Annotated in this window: 14 protein-coding genes; 9 read left to right on the top strand and 5 right to left on the bottom strand. The window is 74.4% G+C overall.

Going from position 1 to position 18,177, the window contains the following annotated elements:
• The first annotated feature begins 154 nt into the window (after nucleotides 1-154).
• From DFQ13_RS01195 to DFQ13_RS01160, 8 genes are all read left to right on the top strand, one after another.
• Nucleotides 155-988, top strand: a complete 834-nt coding sequence (locus DFQ13_RS01195) for a poly(ethylene terephthalate) hydrolase family protein (RefSeq protein WP_035290787.1) — start codon at nucleotides 155-157, stop codon at nucleotides 986-988.
• Between the two features lie 125 nt (nucleotides 989-1,113).
• Entirely contained in the window at nucleotides 1,114-2,424 is a 1,311-nt protein-coding gene (locus tag DFQ13_RS01190) for an alpha/beta hydrolase family protein (protein ID WP_110078472.1), read from the top strand.
• Between the two features lie 141 nt (nucleotides 2,425-2,565).
• Nucleotides 2,566-4,410: a trypsin-like peptidase domain-containing protein gene (locus DFQ13_RS01185; RefSeq protein WP_110078471.1), complete on the top strand. Its 1,845-nt coding sequence runs from the start codon at nucleotides 2,566-2,568 to the stop codon at nucleotides 4,408-4,410.
• Complete coding sequence (locus tag DFQ13_RS01180) at nucleotides 4,407-6,491, top strand: serine/threonine protein kinase (protein ID WP_110078470.1); 2,085 nt, start codon at nucleotides 4,407-4,409, stop codon at nucleotides 6,489-6,491. The genes DFQ13_RS01185 and DFQ13_RS01180 overlap by 4 nt, the downstream gene beginning before the upstream one ends.
• A complete protein-coding gene (locus DFQ13_RS01175; protein ID WP_110078469.1) occupies nucleotides 6,488-7,906 on the top strand; it encodes a VWA domain-containing protein in 1,419 nt (472 codons plus the stop codon). The genes DFQ13_RS01180 and DFQ13_RS01175 overlap by 4 nt, the downstream gene beginning before the upstream one ends.
• Nucleotides 7,903-8,955 (top strand): hypothetical protein, encoded by a 1,053-nt coding sequence (locus DFQ13_RS01170; RefSeq protein WP_052022122.1) that lies wholly within the window; start codon nucleotides 7,903-7,905, stop codon nucleotides 8,953-8,955. The genes DFQ13_RS01175 and DFQ13_RS01170 overlap by 4 nt, the downstream gene beginning before the upstream one ends.
• Complete coding sequence (locus DFQ13_RS01165) at nucleotides 8,952-10,199, top strand: ABC transporter substrate-binding protein (protein WP_146241010.1); 1,248 nt, start codon at nucleotides 8,952-8,954, stop codon at nucleotides 10,197-10,199. The genes DFQ13_RS01170 and DFQ13_RS01165 overlap by 4 nt, the downstream gene beginning before the upstream one ends.
• A 186-nt stretch (nucleotides 10,200-10,385) precedes the next feature.
• Nucleotides 10,386-11,168 (top strand): polyprenol monophosphomannose synthase, encoded by a 783-nt coding sequence (locus DFQ13_RS01160; RefSeq protein ID WP_110078467.1) that lies wholly within the window; start codon nucleotides 10,386-10,388, stop codon nucleotides 11,166-11,168.
• A 775-nt stretch (nucleotides 11,169-11,943) separates the two neighbouring features.
• Here DFQ13_RS01160 and DFQ13_RS01155 read toward each other — a convergent pair.
• Complete coding sequence (locus tag DFQ13_RS01155; protein ID WP_110078466.1) at nucleotides 11,944-12,309, bottom strand: RNA-binding S4 domain-containing protein; 366 nt, start codon at nucleotides 12,307-12,309, stop codon at nucleotides 11,944-11,946.
• Between the two features lie 11 nt (nucleotides 12,310-12,320).
• On the bottom strand, nucleotides 12,321-12,617 hold the full coding sequence (locus DFQ13_RS35865) for a DUF899 family protein (RefSeq protein ID WP_110078465.1): 297 nt from the start codon (nucleotides 12,615-12,617) through the stop codon (nucleotides 12,321-12,323).
• A 146-nt stretch (nucleotides 12,618-12,763) separates the two neighbouring features.
• Between DFQ13_RS35865 and DFQ13_RS01145 the strand changes: the two genes are divergently transcribed.
• Complete coding sequence (locus DFQ13_RS01145) at nucleotides 12,764-13,618, top strand: endo alpha-1,4 polygalactosaminidase (protein ID WP_233438210.1); 855 nt, start codon at nucleotides 12,764-12,766, stop codon at nucleotides 13,616-13,618.
• An 11-nt stretch (nucleotides 13,619-13,629) separates the two neighbouring features.
• Here DFQ13_RS01145 and DFQ13_RS01140 read toward each other — a convergent pair whose 3' ends face one another.
• The 3 genes from DFQ13_RS01140 to DFQ13_RS01130 form a co-directional block, all read right to left on the bottom strand.
• Nucleotides 13,630-14,295, bottom strand: coding sequence for a DUF5825 family protein (locus DFQ13_RS01140; protein WP_035289156.1), 666 nt, complete (start codon nucleotides 14,293-14,295; stop codon nucleotides 13,630-13,632).
• Nucleotides 14,292-16,190: a RiPP maturation radical SAM C-methyltransferase gene (locus DFQ13_RS01135; protein ID WP_110078463.1), complete on the bottom strand. Its 1,899-nt coding sequence runs from the start codon at nucleotides 16,188-16,190 to the stop codon at nucleotides 14,292-14,294. Before DFQ13_RS01135 ends, DFQ13_RS01140 begins: the two co-directional genes overlap by 4 nt.
• A 242-nt stretch (nucleotides 16,191-16,432) precedes the next feature.
• Nucleotides 16,433-18,172, bottom strand: coding sequence for a S9 family peptidase (locus tag DFQ13_RS01130; protein WP_146241008.1), 1,740 nt, complete (start codon nucleotides 18,170-18,172; stop codon nucleotides 16,433-16,435).
• Nucleotides 18,173-18,177: the final 5 nt, after the last annotated feature.

Raw genomic sequence — 18,177 nt, 5'->3', positions numbered from 1 at the left:
TGTGATCGCCGCGCCCCGCACCCAGCCGCCTTTCACCCCTGGCGGGGAGTTCTCGCGCCCGCGAGACCTCGGCACTAGAAAACATCACAAGCGTTAGGATACCGTTCCGGGCACCTCGTCTTCGTCCGCTTCCCGTCGGAACAACGGAGAAACCATGCGCTTGCGAAGTGCGCTCCTCGGCATCCTCGTCCTGGCAGGCACGCTGTTCCCCGGGGCCGCGACCGCGGCACCGGCGCCACCGGGCGCCCTCGGCGGCTCGGGCCCCCACCCCGCCGGGTACGAGACCACCCTGCGGTTGACCAACCACACCATCTACCGCCCCAACACCCTGCCCACCGGCGTCAAGCTGCCGATCGTGGCGTGGGGAAACGGGGCCTGCCGGGCGGACGGCACCTGGTTCGAGAACATCCTCACCGAGTGGGCCTCGCACGGCTTCCTGGTGATCGCCAACGGCAGGCCCGGCGGCTCCGGCTCGACCGACTCCGACATGCTCACCGAATCCATCGACTGGGCGGTGGCGGAGAACTCCCGCCGGACCAGCAAGTACTACGGCAGGATCGACACCACCAAGGTCGCCGTCATGGGCCAGTCCTGCGGTGGCATCGAGACCTACGAGGTGGCCGACGACCCGCGGATCACCACCACGGTCCTGTGGAACAGCGGCCTGCTCGACGACGCCCAGAACGGGCTGCTGCAACGCCTGCACGCCCCGATCGCCTACTTCATCGGCGGCCCGAGCGACATCGCCCACCCCAACGCGATGGACGACTGGCGGCGCCTGCCCGCGGGCCTGCCCGCCTTCATGGGCAACCTGGACGTCGGCCACTTCGGCACCTTCTCCGAGCCCAACGGCGGCGAGTTCGGCCGCGTCGGCGGCCACTGGCTCAAGTGGCAGCTCAAGGGCGACCTCACCAGCAGGGCCCAGTTCGTGGGCACCGACTGCGGGTTGTGCGCCTCCGACTGGGACGTGCTGCGGAAAAACCTCTGATTACCGTCCCGGCGCCCGGTGACCCGGGACCCCAACCGACCGGGCCGCGATCATCCTGTGGTCGTACGCGGCACCACGTCCTGGGGGTGACGCGGGCGGGGCGCGGGGTCGAGCAGGCTTGCCGCATGAACGGATTGCTGGGCCTGGACCCGGTTGAACTCGTGGTCATCGGGTGCGCCCTGGTGATGCTGTCCTCGCGTTGGTCACCGGAACGCGTGCGCGGGCCGGTGGCGCTCTGGGCAGCGGGATCGGGTCTGGTCGCGGTCGTGGTCCTGCTGGTCCACGGCGTCCGGTGGCAGATGGTGCCGGTGCTGGCCGCGATGGTCCTGACGACACCCCTGCTGGTGGGCGCGGTTCGCGGACGGCGGGTGCGCACGTGGATCGCGGCGGCGGGGACGGCCGCGGTGGTGTTCGTGGCGGCACTCGGTCCGGCGGCGTCCTGGGCGCTGCCGGTCCCGGAGTTCCCCACCCCGACGGGCCAGTACGCCGTGGGCACGACCACCCGGCAGTGGACCGACCGCACCCGCACCGACCCGGACGGCGCCGCCCGCGTGGTCGTGGCCCAATTCTGGTATCCGGCGGCGGCGGCCACCGGGGCGCGTTCGCCGTACCTCGGGGCCACCACCGCCGAGTCCACAGTGGTGGCCGACGGGCTGGCGGCCCTGTTCGACCTGCCCGGTTTCCTCCTCGACGGACTGCCCCGGGCCACCACCGCGTCCACACCGGACGCCCCCGCCGCGCGCGGCCGGTTCCCCCTGGTGCTGTTCTCCCCGGGCCTGGGCGGGGTCCGCACGCAGAACACCGCCTGGGCAGAAGAACTCGCATCACGCGGATACGTCGTCATCGGCATGGACCACCCCCTCGACTCCGCCGTGGTGGTGCTGGCGGACGGCCGAGCGGTGCACACGGCGGTCGCCGCCACCGGCGACGACGAGGCCGACCGGGCGACAGCGCAGCGGTGCGCCGAAACCCGCGCCATCGACCTGCGATTCGCCATGGACGAACTGGAGGACCTCGACGTCGCCGACCCGGTCCTGGCCGGTCGGCTCGCCCTCGACCGGACCGCCGTCACCGGCCACTCGCTCGGCGGCGGGGCGGCGCTGATGGCGGCGGGCCGGGACACCAGGTTCAAGGCCGTGATCGACCTGGACGGATACCCCTACTCCGCGGGCGAAACTAGGTACCCCCCGGTCCTGATCGCGCACCACCCGACAGACCCGAACGACGAGTTCGGCACCGCGATGACCAGGACGCTGTCCCTCAGCTCCGACGGCACCCGGATCGAGGTCCCCGGCTCGACCCACCTGACCTTCACCGACGCCCCGCTGTACCTGCCCCCGTTCCCCACCCTGGTGGGCACCCTCGGCCGAGACCGCCCGACCACCCTCATCGCCGACCTGGCGGACGACTTCCTCACCCGGGTCCTGCCAGGGTGACGCCGGGCGCCGGGACCCCACCCGCACCTGTTCATCCACTGTGGACCGGATCGGCACCGGGACGCGAACCCGACTAATCCGATCGGGCGACGCGGCTCCGAGTGGGTCCGTGGACCGTACGGGGGTGACTATGGTCACGGCATGCCGAGCGCGGACGCGGGTGACGAACCCTGGTGCGCGCGGGTCCGCGACGACACCGGGCAGGTGCTCGGGGCCGGGGTCGTCCTGGGCGGCACACACCTGCTGACCTGCGCACACGTTGTCGAGGGGGTCGACGCGGTGGTGGTGGAGCTGCCGATCGCCGGGGTGTCGGTGCGGGCGCGGGTGGCGCCCGGCTGGACCGTGCCGCCGCAACCCGACGAGCGCGGCGACGTCGCCCTGCTGCCGCTGGACCGGACGGTCCGGGAAGCAGGCGGGGCGGTGCTGCGGTGGATAGCGCCGTACCGCGGGCGGACCGTGTGCGCGTTCGGCTTCCCGCGCGGCACCGAGCACGGGGTGTGGGCGTCGGCGCGGTTGGCGGGCGCGGCCGGGCCGGGGGCGGAGTGGGTGCAGCTCGACGCCCTCGGCGACCGGCGGATCACCGCGGGGTTCAGCGGGGCGGCGGTGTTCGACGACGAGCACGGTGACGTGCTGGGCATCGTGGTGGGCAGGCACACCGGCGAGTCCGGGCTGGCCTGGATGATCCCGGTGGAGACCATCGGCCGCCACCTGCCGGGGGCGAAGCGCTGGGTCGAGTCCGAGCCCCCGGTCGACGCCTCCTTCACCAGCGGCCCGGCCGACGGCGGCGACCGGGTGGACCTCAACCACTGGCTGGCGCACAAGCCGGGCGGCAGCGTGCTGGTCCTCGTCGGCGCCGAGGTCGACGCGCTGCGCCGGGCCGTGGTGGGGTCGAGCCGGGAATCGCACCCGGGCCGACCGGGCGCTCCCCCGCTGGACAGCATCGACCTGGCCGTGGACGCCACCGGTCGGACCGCCGTGGAGGTGGCGACCCGCGTCCTGGGCCGCACCGGGGCCGGGGTCGGCGACGACCCGGTGCGGCAGGTGCGGCTGGAGACCCCGCCCATGACCCTCGCGGTGGACGGCGTCGACCTCGCCCACGACCCGGAGCGGCTGCTGGCGGGGGTGCTGGACCCGCTGGCGGCCCGCGGCTCCCGGCTGATCCTCGGCTTCCGCGAGCCCAGCGGCCTGGCCACCCGCACCCGGGGCAGGCAGCCGGGCGGGACCGCCGCCCGGCGCGCCCAGCACACCGCCGACCTGCGCGCCCTCGCCGCCGCCGAGGCCGACCTGCTGCGGCTGGCCAGGGAGGTCGGCGCCCCACCCGGCAGGCTCCGGGCCGCTTCCCTGCGCCCCGCCCTGTCCCCCGGGGCACAGGTGGACCTCGACGACTGCGCGGCGGACATCGCCAGGGCACACCGCGCGGTCCGCGCCGAACGCGACCGGCTCGACCGCGAACGCACCGCCCCGCACGGACCACTCGACGCCCCCCGGCCCCCCGGCCACCGACACCCCGGGACGGCACCCCACCGCCACGAGTACGCCGCCCCGCCCGAACCGCACAACGGCACCCAGGCCCGCGACCACGGACACGCCGTGGGGCAAGGCCACCAGTCCAAACGCGTCGACCCGCACGGGCCGCTCGACGGCGCCCACGCCCGCGACCACGGACACGCCGAGGGGGAAGGCCACCGGCCCGACCACCGCGGGCACGCAGGCCCGCGCGGACCACTCGGCACCGCCCAACCCCCCGACCACCGCCGCGCCGGGTGGGAGCGGCCCGATCCCCGGCGCGAGCGCGCCGACCTGCGCGGGCTGCTCGACGCCACCCGCGCCCTGGTGGTCGACCACGGGTTCGCCGAGGACGTCGGCCTCGACACCCGCTACCGCGAGGCCGCCCACCACCTGGCCCACTCCGACCTGGCCCGCTCCCGCGTCGCCGTCTCCGCCTACCGCAGGGCCGTCCGCGAAGCGATCGAGGGGAACCGATGACCCCCTGCGCCGACTGCGCGAAGGCGGTCGACCCGACCACCGGCCACTGCCTGCGCTGCGGCAGGCGCCCGCCCGCGCCCGCACCGCCCGCGCCCCGGCCGGACGCCGACCCGCTCGCGCTGCCCACCTTCCCCTTCCCGGACCCGACCAGCCGCATCCGCCCCGATCTACGGGCGACCGACACCACCCACCACTGCCGCACCTGCCGCGAGCGCCTGCCGCGCCGGGAGGCGGGCTTCTGCACCCGGTGCGGCACGCGGTTCTCCTTCCGGCCGACGCTGACCCGGCACGCGGTGGTCGACGACCGCTACCATGTGCTGGGGCCGTTCGCGCACGGCGGCCTGGGCTGGCTCTACCTGGCCGAGGACCGGCACCTCGACGACAACATCGTCGTCCTCAAAGGACTGATCGACCCGGCGCACCGGGAGCTGGCCGAGACCGAGCGGCGGATGCTGACCACGGTCGAGCACCAGAACATCGTGCGCATCCACAACTTCGTCGCCCACCGCGACCCGGCGACCGGGGAGCAGCACGACCACATCGTCATGGACTACGTGCCCGGGCTGACGCTCGCTGACATCGGCGCGGGCGGGCTGCCGGACGAGCCGCTGCGGGCCGAGCACGTGGCGACCTTCGGGCTGCGCGTGCTGGCCGCGCTGGACTACCTGCACGGGCGGGGCCTGGTCTACTGCGACCTCAAGCCGGAGAACGTGATCCTGCGCCCGGGTGGCGGCGGGCCGGGCGACAGCCGGATCAAGGTCATCGACCTGGGCGGGGTGCGCCGGATCGGTGACCGCGACGACGTGCACACCGACGGCTACCGGGTGCCGGAGGAGGAGATCGAGGAGCACGGGGCGACCGTCGCCTCCGACATCCACACCGTCGGCAGGACGCTCCAGTGGTTGCTGCGCGCGTGCGCCGAGCACGACGCGGACCGGGTGCGGGTGGGCACCGACGCGTTCGAGCTGCTGGCGGCCCGCGCCGCGCACCCCGACCGCGACCGCCGGTTCGCCTCGGCGCGCGAACTGGCCGAGCAACTGCGCAAGGTGCGCGGGCAGGTCGCCGCGCTGCGCGACGGCAAGCCCCGGGTCACCCGCTCCACCCGGTTCAGCCCGGCCGCGGGCCTGCTCGACGCCGGGCTCGGGGCGCTGCCCGGCCTGGACCGGTGGACCCGCCCGCGCCCGGACCGGGCCACCCGCGAACCGCTGGACCCCGGCCTGCCCGCGCCCGCCGCGGCCGTCCCGCTGCTGCCGGTGCCGGTCACCGACCCGACCATCCTCGACGCCGACCCGCGCAAGCTGCTGGCCGCGCTGAACGCCCCGACCGCCACCGCCGAGGAGGGTTTCGCCCGCTGCCGGGCGCTGCTGGCCGTGGGCGAGGACGAGGGGGCCGAGGCGGAGCTGGACGAGGTCGCCGCGCTGCCCGCCGCGCCGAGCTGGCAGGCCGCCTGGCACCGCGGTCTGCTCGGGCTGGCCCGGGGTGAGCGGAAACCGGCGCACGACCGGTTCACCGAGGTGCACGCCGAGCTGCCCGGGGAGGCCGCGCCGAAGCTGGCGCTGGCCTACTGCGCCGAGCTGGCGGGCGACCTGGACCGGGCGCGCGGGCTGTACACGGCGGTGGCGCTGGTCGAGGGCACGTCGGGCAGCGCGGCGTTCGGGCTGGCCAGGGTGTGCCTGCGGCACGGCGAGCGGGCGGACCGGGCCGGTGCCGTGGCCGCGCTGCGGCGGGTGCCCCGGCTCTCCCCGCACAGCGAGGCGGCGGGCACGGCCGCGGTCCTGGTCCTCACCGGGCACCTGAGCTGCGGCTACCCCGGTCGGGCCGACCTGGCCGCGGCGGCGGAACTGCTGGGGCGGCTCTACCTCGACGGCGGCGAGGCGGACGGGCCGGGCAGGCAGCGGCTGCGCACCGTGCTCGCCGAGGCCGAGTACGAGAGCACCGGCCGGGCCCGCGCGGCGGCGGCCGAGCTGGCGCGCTGCTACCGCGACCTCGCGGGCCAGGCCAGGGACGCGGACGCCCTGGGCCTGTTCCTCGACCGCGCCTACGCCGTGGGCCCGCGCACCTGGCTGAGGAGTCGCAGATGACCGAGGGGTTCGAGCTGGCCGTGCACCACTGGCCGCACCTGGCGCGCGGGGCGACCGAGCTGCACGCCGTCCTGCGGATCACCGGCGGCGGGTCCGTCGGCGCGGCGGCGGGGTCGGTGGAGTCGGCGGTGGTGTTCGCCATCGACTGCTCCGGGTCGATGTGCGACCGCGACGGCGACCAGCCGACCGACCCCACCCGGATCGCCGCGGCCAGGGCGGCCACCGCGGCGGGGATCGACGCCCTGCCCGACGGGAGCTGGTTCGCCGTGGTCGCGGGCACCCACCGGGCGGACGTGGTCTTCCCCGGCGCACCGGAGCTGGTGCGCGCGGACCCCGGCACCCGGGCCGCGGCCAAGTCGGCGGTGCGCCACCTCACCGCGTCCGGCGGCACGGCCATGAGCACCTGGCTGCGGGCGGCGGACGCGCTGCTGTCGGGCAGGCCGGGCGCGGTGCGGCACGCGGTCCTGCTCACCGACGGCAAGAACCAGACCGAGCGGGCGGGCGAGCTGGCCCGCGCCCTGGCCGAGGTGCGCGGTCGGTTCGTCTGCGACGCGCGCGGCATCGGCACCGACTGGGACCCCGAGGACGTGCGGGCCATCGCCGAGGCGACGCACGGCACGGCGGACTCGGTGCGCGCCGCGGCGGACCTGACCGAGGACTTCGCCGCCATCCTGCGCACCGCCCTCGGCCGCACCGTGCCCGACCTGCGGCTGCGGGTGCGCACCGCCGGGTTCGCCACCGTGGGCCTGCTGCGCCAGGTGCACCCCGCGACCGCGGACCTCGTCGGCGTGCCCGCGGCGGACGGGTCGGGCGCGGAGTACCCGACCGGGGCCTGGGGCGCGGAGTCGCGCGAGTACCACCTGCGGCTCGACCTGGACCCGACCGGCTACGACGTCGAGGAGCAGTTGCTGGCCGCGTCGCTGGACCTGGTGCCCCCGGCACCGGGCGCGACCGCGCGACCGGTGCTGATGTGCTGGACCGACGACGTGCAGCGGTCGAGCCACGTCGACCCCGGGGTCAGCCACTACACCGGGCAGGCGGACCTGAGCGCGGCGATGATCGCGGGCTACGACGCCCACGACCACGGTGACCACGAGGCGGCCCGGCGCGAGTGGGGGCAGGCGCTGGCCCTGGCGACCGGGCTGGGCAACACCGGGGCGGTGCGGCTGCTGGAGCGGCTGGTCGAGGTCGTCGACGGCGAGGTGCGCCTGCGGCCGGACATCGCGGCGGCGGACGTGCTGCGGCTGGGGGTCAGGTCGACCCACAGCGTCCGGCCGCCGCGGGTGCGCCCGGAGCGGTCCGAGCCGCCCGCGGCCACCGGTCCCCCGCGCGCCTGCCACGGGTGCGCGGGCCCACTGGCCCCGAACCACCTGTTCTGCGCGGGCTGCGGCACCGGAGCGGCGGAGCGGGCGTGAGCACGACGAGGCGGGCGCTGTGGGCGCTGCTGGTGTCCCTGGTGCTGACCGCCACCACCGCCTGCGGCTCCGCCTGGTGGCTCTACGACCGGCTGAGCAGCACGACCGAGACCGTGCGCGACCGGACCGGCCCCGCCGTGCAGGACCTGGCCGCGGCCCGGTCGGCGCTGGCCGAGGCGCACCAGGAGGCACTGACCGCGTTCGCCTCCGGGCAGGCCGGGCTGGTGGGACCCGGTGAGCGGTACCAGGACCGGATCGCCGCAGTCAGCCAGAGCCTGACCAGGGTCGCGAGCGCCACCGCCACCGGTGACCGGCTCCAGGTGGCCGAGGGCCTGCTGGTCGCCTACATCGGGGCGGTCGAGCAGGCCGACGCGAACCACCGGGTGGCCGGGGAACCGACCCGGGCCGTCGTCGCGGACCTGGTCTACGCCGCCCGCCTCGCCGCCCAGGTGCTCGACGAACTGGGCGGGGTGCTGGACGAGCAGCGACTCGACGACTCGGCCGGGGTCCGGGTCGGGCTGTGGTGGTGGCTGGGCACGGTCCCGCTGCTGCTGGCGCTCGTCGGCACCCAGGTCTGGCTGGGCACCCGGTTCCGGCGGACGCTGGACCCCGGGCTGCTGGCGGCCACCGCGGTGGCGGTGGCGTTCGCCGTCCTGGGCGCCGGGTGGGCCACCGGGGCGGGCACGGCGCTGACCGAGGGCACCGGCACGCTGCGCGGCACGGCCGTGGCCTGGGAGCAGCGGACCCGGACCCACGTCGCCGAAGGCGCGCGGACGCTCAAGTCGCTGCTCCCGGCCGACTGCCCGCGGTGCGCGGTGGCGGTGGCCGACCTCACCGCCGAGCCCGCCGCCCCGACCGACCCGACGTCGGAGAGCGCCATCACCGGCGACGGCAGGGAGGCGGCGGAGCGCTTCGACCGGGCCGCCGACACCGGGCGGCTCGCCTGGGCCGCGGGCGGCGCGTTCGTGCTGCTGGTCGGGCTCAGCACCGCGGCGCTGTCGAGGTACCTGCTGGAATACCGCTTCCGACCCCGGGGAGATGCCAGGTGAGGCGATTCGCGGCGGGGCTTGCCGTTGTGCTGCTGGTGGTGGCGGGGTGCTCGGCGGTGCGCGCCCAGAAGACCCTGGTGGTGATGGCGGCGTGGGCGAGCGGCCCGGAGCGGGCGACGATCGAGAAGGTGCTCGCGGCCTTCATCGACGCCACCGGCATCCGCGTGGAATTCGTGGGCACCCGCGCCATCACCCAGGTGTTGCAGTCCGACGTGCGCAAGGGCACCCCGCCGGACGTGGCGATCCTGCCCAGCCCCGGCGACCTGGCCGGGTACGCGCGGGCGGGCGCGCTGACCCCGCTGGACGACGTGTTCCCCGCCCGGGCGGCGGTGGTCGGCGAGCAGTGGTCGCAACTGGAGCAGGTGGGCACCCGGAACCGGTTCGGGGTGGCGGTGAAGGTCGACCTCAAGAGCGCGCTCTGGTACGACCCGAGCCGGTTGGCGAACCCGCCGAAGACGGCGGCCGAACTGCGCGCGTTCAGCCGGTCGAGACCGGAGGCCTGGTGCCTGGGCCTGGCGGGCGTGCCGGACTCCGGCTGGCCCGGCACGGACTGGATCGAGGACATCCTGCTGCACCAGGCGGGCCCCGAGGCCTACCGGGCGTGGACGGCGGGCGCGCTCGCCTGGACCGACCCCCGGGTGCGCGCCGCCTGGGAAACCTGGGGCGAGCTGATCGGCGGGGCGGTCAGCGGCGGACCGGGCACCGCCCTGCTCACCGACTACGACGACGCGGGCCGGGGGCTGTTCAGCACCCCGCCGAGCTGCTGGCTCGACCACCAGGCGTCCTTCATCACCGGCGCCTACGTCGGCTACCTCAACGGCCACTCCTACGCCTTCACCAGGTTCCCCCCGCTCGCGGACGTCGCCCCGGCCTCGGTGGTGTCGGCAGACCTGGCGGCGATCTTCCGCGACAGCCCGCAGGCCCGGCAGTTGGTGGCGTTCCTCGCCTCCGACACCGCCCAGGGCACCTGGGCGCGGGACGGCGCCTACTCCGCCAGCCGCACCCTGTCCAGCTCGACCGGGCGCACCGGCACCCGCGCCGAGGTGACCGGCATCCTGACCTCGGACGACGCGCTCTGCTTCGACGGCGCGGACCTGATGCCCGCCACCATGCGCACCGCGTTCTACCGGGCGGTGCTGAGGTTCGTGGACGAACCGGGCAACCTCGACACCCTCCTCACCCAACTGGACACCGTCCGAACCGGCGCAGGCGCCAAGACCTGGCTCGACGTCCCCTGCGGCTGACCCGGCCGAGTCCCGCACCGACAGTCGCTTGAGGACGATCAACGACAGCGCACCTCGGTGTCGGACCGCACCACCCGACGCGCCGTTCCCGGGTCGGTGACCGCGGTCGGCGCGATCCGATACCGTGTCCGGAGTGGTCTGCGCGGGCCACCACAGCCGGGGAGAAGGGCGCGAGGGCAAACACTCATGGCAGAGAGCACTCCGAAGGTCACGGTTGTCATCCCCACCTACAACGAGCGGGAGAACCTGCCGAAGGTGGTCGAACTGCTGACCGGGCTGGGCGTGCCGAACCTCGGGATCGTCGTGGTGGACGACAACTCCCCCGACGGCACCGGCGAGGTCGCCGACGGGCTCGCCGCGGCGGCACCGGGAACCGTGGGCGTCCTGCACCGCACCGAGAAGGACGGCCTGGGCCGCGCCTACGTCGCCGGGATGAGCAGGGCACTGGCCGAAGGCGCCGACGTCGTCGTGCAGATGGACGCCGACCTGTCGCACCCGGTCGAAGCCGTGCCGGTGATGCTGGAAACCCTCGCCACCACCGACGCCGCCGTGGTCGTCGGCTCCCGCTACGTCGACGGCGGGTCCGTCGCGGGCGAATGGGCGTGGCACCGCAAGGCGCTCTCGGCGTGGGCGAACCTCTACGTGGACACCATCCTGCGGCTCGGGGTGAAGGACGCGACCGCCGGGTTCAAGGCGTGGCGCGCGGACGCCCTGCGCGCCATCGACATCGCCTCGGTGCGCAGCAACGGGTACGCGTTCCAAGTGGAGATGAACCACCGCGTGGTGCGGCTGGGGATGCGCATCGCGGAGGTGCCGATCCGGTTCGAGGAGCGCACCGAGGGGCAGTCGAAGATGAGCTTCGCCGTGCAGGTGGAATCGGCGGCGATGCCGTGGAAGCTGCGCTTCAGCAAGGTGGATGCGGGTGAGTCGGGTGCTGCGGGATCTGCGGGGTCTGCTGGCGCGTCCTGAGGCGTGGCCTCGGCTGCGGTTCTGGTTTGGAGCCTGAGGTTTTGTTGGTGGTGCCCGGCTGGGTGGGTGTGCTCGGCTTTCGAGCCCGGTCGTTTGGTGGGTGTGCCCGGCTGGGTGGATGTGTTTGGCCGGGGCCCCTATGGCGATCATGTGCTCCAGTGCGTCAGGTGGGGCTGAAAAGATGCCCCACCGCCCAGGCAGGCTGTCACATGATCGCCACCCCCGGCCAAACACATCCACCCACCCGGGCCTCTGCGTAGCCGGGCCGCCGGTTTTCGGGGTGGCCAGCTAGCCAAACACATCCACCCACCCGGGCAGTCGCTTGCCGGGCCGCCGGTTTTCAGGGTGGTCGGCTGGACAAGCGCATCCACCCACCCGGGCGGTTGGCTCGCCGGGCCGGCGGTTCTCGGGGTGGCCAGCTAGCCAAACACATCCACCCACCCGGGCAGTCGCTCGCCGGGCCGCCGGTTCTCGGGGTGGCTGATCGGGCCGCTGCGCCGGTGGGGTTCGCGGTGGCTGGTGGCTGGGCCAGCGGTTTCGAGGTGGTCGCCCAAGCAGCACCTCCACCCACTCGGGCATTCGCTCACCGGGCAGGCGGTTCTCGGGGGTGGCCGATTGGCCAAACACCTCCACCCACCCCGGCATTCGCTCGCCGGGCCGCCGGTTGCAGTGGTGGCTGGCGGCTGCGCCGGTGGGGGTCGGTGTGGCTGGCAGCCGGGCCGGTGGGGCGGTGTGGGGTGGCCTCGGGCGCGGTGGGCGTCGGCGGGGTGGGGGCTCAGTGGCCGCCCGCGCGGAACTGGTCGAGGATGCGGCGTTCGCGCTTGGTCGGTCTGCCCGCGCCTCGGTCGCGGCGGGCCACCGGCGCGGTGGTGTCCGGGGGTGGGGCGGGGGTGTGGTCGAGGAAGCAGGTCGCCGCGTCCGGGGGGCCCACTCGCTTCTGGATCACCCGCACGACCTCGATCACCCTGGTCCGGCCGTTGAGGTGGGCGCGGATCTCGTCGCCGGGGGCGACCGTCGTTGCGGGTTTGGCCGGGCGGTCGTTGACGCGCACGTGACCGCCTCGGCAGGCAGCGGCGGCGTCCGGGCGGGTCTTGGTCAGCCGGACCGCCCACAGCCAGCGGTCGACACGGGTGGACTCCACACCGACCGACCCTACTCGGCCGGGTACTCGTCGTGCCTGCGATTTCGGGTGTGCGGGTCGCCGGTCGGCCAGCCCGTGGGTGAGTCCTCCCAGCTCTCCTGCCTGCCGAACACCGTTCGGTCGAGGTAGCCCGCGAAACCGCTCAGCGGTTCCACCCCGCGCCCCTCGGTCACGTAGGTGAGGAACACGTCGTCGCCGGTGCGGACGTAGAAGCTCGCCCCCGGGTACTCGCCGTCTTCGCGGGTCCAGCCCCAGTCGCGGTTGTAGTCGCTGTCGGCTGAGGAGACCCAGGGGGCCGACCAGCCCATGCGCCGGCGTCGTCGGGGGCACCCACTCTGCCCGCCGCGGCCCCATCCCGCACGACCGCGCCGGAGACCGGACCACCGATCCCGACGCCGCCACCGGACCTCGTAGAGTCGGGCCCGCCAAGGGCTGCCCGGCAGCGGCGCGCCCGGTGAGCACCGAGGTCCACAGCTTTCTGGAGTCCACCATGCAGGTCCGCACCGCACTCCTGCTCTGCGCCGCGGTGGCGGCGCTCACGGCGTGCGCCCCGCCGCAGCCGTCGAGTCCCCCTCCGGGGACGAGCACCCCCCAGCCGCGGCCGGTCGCCCCGCCACCGGCCGGGGGCGGGGTCGACTACCAGTTGGCGCAGGGCTACCCGCCCGCTCCCGGGGTGGAGGTCGTCATCCGCGACCACGCCGCCTCGCCCGAACCGGGTCTCTACAACATCTGCTATGTCAACGCCTTCCAGGCCCAGCCCGGCGCTGAGACCGAGTGGGGGGACTTGGTGCTGCGCGATGCCACCGGGTCCGCGGTGATGGACGAGGACTGGGACGAGGCCCTGCTGGACTTGCGCACACCGGACAAGCGCGACCGGGTCGCGGCGAAGGTGAACGCCTGGATCGACGAGTGCGCCGCCAAGGGCTTCCAGGCGGTCGAGCCGGACAACTTCGACAGCTTCACCCGATCACGCGGACTGCTGTCCGCCGCCGACGCCCAGGACTTCATCCGCCTGCTCTCCGCGCACGCCCACGGCAGGGGGCTGGCCATCGGCCAGAAGAACACCTCCGAGCTCGCCCCCGACCGCGAACGCAACGGCCTGGACTTCGCCGTGGCCGAGGAGTGCGGCGAGCAGGGCAACTGCGACGAGTACACCGCCGCGTTCGACAACGGGGTGATCGTCATCGAGTACACCGACAGCGGCCTGACCGCCGCGTGCTCCCGCTGGGGGGACGCGCTGAGCATCGTCCGCCGCGACCGCGACGTGCTGCCCGCGGACGAGCCCGGTCACGTCCGCGAGACCTGCTGACGCCTCGCGGGTCAGACGATCATCGACGGCCACGGCCAGCGGCGGACCCGGTAGGGCAGCCACCAGGCGAGGTCGTCCGCGGTGCCGACCAAGCCCTCCTCGACGAGGTGGGCGAGGACGTCCGGTGGCACCGAGTCGGACGGGGCGCCGGGGATCAGGGTCTCCACGGCGGCGAGGTAGTGCGGGTCGTCGATGACGAAGCGGGACAGGTCGCCCGCCCTGCGGTCCCTGACCTCCAGGAAACCCGGGCCGTGGCGGTGGATGCACTTGCACAGGTAGTGGGTGTCGCGCCACCGGGTGAGGACGTCCTCGGCCTCGGGGTGGTCCGGCATGGCGCGCGGCGGGTGCAGGTGGTTCAGGCGCTGCCACACGTCCCGGTGCTTGCCCCACAGCACGGTCCAGTCGTAGGCGACGCTCCAGCTCGTCAGCTCGCGCAGGAAGACCATCAGCCACACCAGGGTCCCGGCGTCCATCCCGCCGGTGAGGTCCAGCGGGCTGCCCACGGAGACCTTGCGGACGCCCCTGGCGTACAGGTCGGCGGCCGTGGTCTGCGGGTCGCCCGCGGCGGGCTGTTCGCCCATCGCCATGTCCGGCAGGCCCAGCACGGCGTCGTCGTGGTCGCGCCAGAGCAGCAGCGGGACCGGGGCGGGGCGGAGGTCGAGGGTCGGGGTGCTCACGCGGGCACCTCCTCCAGGTCGGGGTGGGCGTGCTCCGGGTCGGCGTCGGGGCGGGGGAGCTTCATCAGGTCCTGATTGCGGGAGATCGGTGCCACGTGGACGTAGGTGTCGCACTCGGTGAACAGCACGCCGAGCCGCAGCCACCGCGCCAGGGTGTCCGCGACCCGGCCGGGGTCCGCGTCGAGCCCGGCCGCGGCGAGCTTGCGGGACAGCGCGGCGGGGGCGTGCGGTTGGTCGAGCAGGCGGAACAGGGCGACCTCCCACGGGTCGTCCAGCAGCAGGCTCGTCCAGTCGAAACCCGTGCGGCGGCTGACGAGCAGGATGCGGTCGCCGAGGTCGGTGTGGGTGAGCCTGCTGGTGGGGAACTCGGCCTGCCAGCGGCGGGCGGCGGCGCGCAGCCGGTCCCCGGTGCGCTCGTCGACGCCGAGCATGGCGGAGGTGAACAGGTAGGCCAGGTCCATCAGCTCGGTGTGCGGCAGGTCGTAGTTCATCGCGTACTGGGCGCCGGGGGCGAGTTCGGCGAACCCGAGTTCCGGGCGGTTGAAGTACGGGCTGAACCGCTCGATGACGATCCGGGCGACGCCCTCCACCGGGGGCAGGTGGTGCAGGGCGGGCATCTGCTCGATCACCGACCCGTAGTCGTCCTCCGCCTCGCCGGGGAACCCGTAGAGGTAGTTCCACGCGATGGACAGGCCCTCCGACGCGGCGTCGCGCAGCATCCGCACGTTGTGGCAGCCGGTCACGCCCTTGTCCATGATCTTGAGGACCCGGCTGTTGAGGTTCTCGATGCCCGGCTGCACGTTGACCAGCCCGGCCGCGGCGAGCGTGGCGAGCTGGCCGCGGTTCATGTTGGACTTGATCTCGTACTGCATGCGCAGGTCGTAGCCGGACTCGATGATCGCGGGCAGCAGGGTGCGCACGTAGCCCATGTCCAGGATGTTGTCCACGACGAACATGTCCAGCACCTGGTGCTCGCGCACCAGGTGCGCGATCTCGTCCCAGAAGACCTCCGGGCTCTTGCTGCGGAACTGCATGAACGAACCGTTGAGCCCGCAGAACGTGCAGTGGTGCTTCTCCCCCCACCAGCAGCCGCGGGCGCCCTCCACGACCAGCTTCGGGTCCACCCAGTCGCGCACCACCGACTCGTCGAGGCGCTCGAAGTAGCCGTCGTAGTTCGGCGCCACGATCTGCGCGGGCGCCAGCGGGGTGGTCGCCATCGGGTTGACCACCGCGGTCCCGTCCCCGTCCCGCCAGCACAGGCCGGGCACCTCGCCCAGGCCGCCGCCGTCGCGCAGGGCGCGCACCAGGGCGGGGAAGGCGACCTCGCCCTCGCCGCGCAGCACGTGGTCGACGAACGGGAAGTTGCGGTGGATCGCCTCGCCCTGCACGCCGTCGCAGTTCGCCCCGCCCATCGCCACCCGGATGTGCGGGGCGATGCGCTTGAGCGCCCTGGCCACCGCCAGGGCGGGCACGTTCTGCTGGAAGGTGGAGGTGAACCCGACGAGGTCGGGGTTGCTCTCGGCGATGCGCCTGGCGGTCTCCTCGACGAACTCGGCCGCGGTCTCGTGCAGCTCCAGGGTCATCGCGCGCTGCTCGTCCGGCATCGGCACCAGCTCGGCCAGCTCGTCGACGCGCCAGTGCGGGTCGTCGTAGAGCGCGGAGGTGAAGACCCAGTCGCCGACGCCCTGGAAGTAGGTGTCGAGGGAGTAGAAGTGGTAGTCGCGGACGGTGAACGACCTGCGCTCGGCGATCCAGTCCACGTAGTCCAGGTTGGCCTGCACGACCTCGACCTCGGCGTCGGGCACCGCGCGGCGCACCGCCGTGCTCAGGATGCCCAGCGCCAGCGAGGGAACGTCTATCAGCGCCCACGGCATGTTGATCAGAACGATTCGCACTGCGGCCCGCTTTCGTCGTGCTCGGGTGTGTGGTTCCCGGGTCTGCCGTGGTGGGGAGGCGGGCGCCCGCCTCCCCACTGCCATCGGGTGCGGTGCCGTCAGAAACCCACGCTGACGGACACGCTCACCTCGACACTGCGGCTCTGGTCGCGGTTGCCGCTGATCGGGTCGTTCTTGATGACGCGCTTGCGCATGCGTTCACCTCCTTCCCGGGGTCTCGGCGGGGTGTCGGGTGCACCCGTTCACCCCGCCTTCGTCGGGGCGGACAGCGCCCGCCCTCCCAGCGCCGTGGCCACGAAGCGCACCACGGAGCTGATGACCTGGTGGTGGACCGCGCCGGTGTGGCCCTCGTGGCCGGACCGGGTCCACTGGAGTTCGTGCTCGACGCCGCGCGCGGACAGCGCCGCGACGTAGACGGCCACCTGCTCCGGTGGGCAGCGGTCGTCGTCGGTGGCGGCCAGGACGAGCACCGGCGCGCGCACGGCGGCGACGTGGGTCATCGGGGAGGCGGCGGCGTAGGCGGCGGGTCGCCGGTCCGGGTCCCCGCCGAAGATGCGCCGGTCGAGGGCGCGCACCGCGGGGGTGGCGCCGCGGTACGCGGCGGCGTAGTCGGCGATCGGGTTGACGGCCGCGACCGACTGCCAGAGTTCCGGCTGCACGCCCGCGGCGAGCAGGGCGAGGTAGCCGCCCCAGGACGTGCCCACCACCGCGGTCCGGTGCTCGTCGGCGACCCCGGCCCGGACCAGGTGCTCGCGCACGGCGGCGAGGTCGAGGAGCTGCGTGTGCCCGGGGCCGTCGGAGAAGTCGTTGCGCCAGGCCGCGCCGTAGCCGGTGGAGCCGCGGTAGTTCGGTCTGGCCACGGCGCAGCCGATGCCCGTGAACACCGAGACCAGGGCGTCGTAGGCGTCGTGGGCCGCCGCGTGCGGGCCGCCGTGCAGCAGGAACACGGTGGGGTGCGGTGGGGGTGAGCCCGGCACGGTGAGCAGCGTGTGCACGGGTCCGGCCGGGGTGTCGACCCACACCTCGCGCGGGGTGCCCGCCACGGCCGTGGTCCGGGGGCCGCCGAGCGGTCGCCGCCCGGAGGCGGTGCGCAGGTGCGGCGGGTGCGCGGTGTCGGTCCACACGTGGTGCAGGTCGCCGTCCGGCTGCACCTGGGCGGCCAGGATGGTCCCCCGCTGCGTCGGCAGGAGCGTGTCGGTCCGCCGGTCCAGGTCGAGTTCGCGCAGTTCGGAGCGGGCGTGCCGGTCCCGGCGCAGCAGGACCCGGCGGCCGTCGGGGTACCAGGACGGGGCGATCTCGGTGTCGGACTCGAACCAGGGCAGCTCGCGAATCCCGCCGCCCGGGGTCCACTCGGCCAGGTGGTAGGCGGTGTCGCTCGCGGTGGTCAGCAGCAGCCGTTCGTCGCCGGGCACGGGCGCGAACCCGGCCACCCACAGGCTCCGGCCCGGCAGGTGCAGGGGCAGGTGCCCACCCGTGGCCACGTCCAGCACCACCGCCGGGACCGGGTCCTCGGGGTCGCGGGCGAGCACGGCCAGGCGGCCGGAGTGCGACAGGTCGACGAGCGTGGCGTAGCCGTCGAACTCGCCGATGAGGTCGACCCGGCCGTCCGGGTGCCTGCGGTGGACCGAGAGCCCGTCGTGGCCGACGCCGACGGCGGCGGTGCCGTCCGCGGACATGGCGAGCCCGGCCGCGCGGCCGGGCGGCAACCCGGCGTCGACCGCGGCGCCGCTGCCGAACGGGGTGATCCGCCAGCGGCCCACCCCGGTGAGGTCGTCGTCGAACCACCACACCCAGGCGCCGGTCGGGTCGATGGCGCAGGTGACGGTGCCCTGCGGTCGATTGGTGACCTGCCGGGCGCCCGCGCTGGTCCAGGCGAACACCTCGCAGCGGCCGTCCACGTCGCCGACGTACACCGCGCGGGTCGGCGCGAACTCGGCGAAGGCGGGTGGTTCCGGGAAGAACACCCGGACGTCGATCTCCACGGCGT

The sequence above is a fragment of the Actinokineospora spheciospongiae genome, from assembly GCF_003182415.1.
Lineage (GTDB): Bacteria > Actinomycetota > Actinomycetes > Mycobacteriales > Pseudonocardiaceae > Actinokineospora > Actinokineospora spheciospongiae.
Note: the sequence above shows the minus strand (reverse complement) of the source record. Positions and strands in the feature narration are given on the sequence as shown.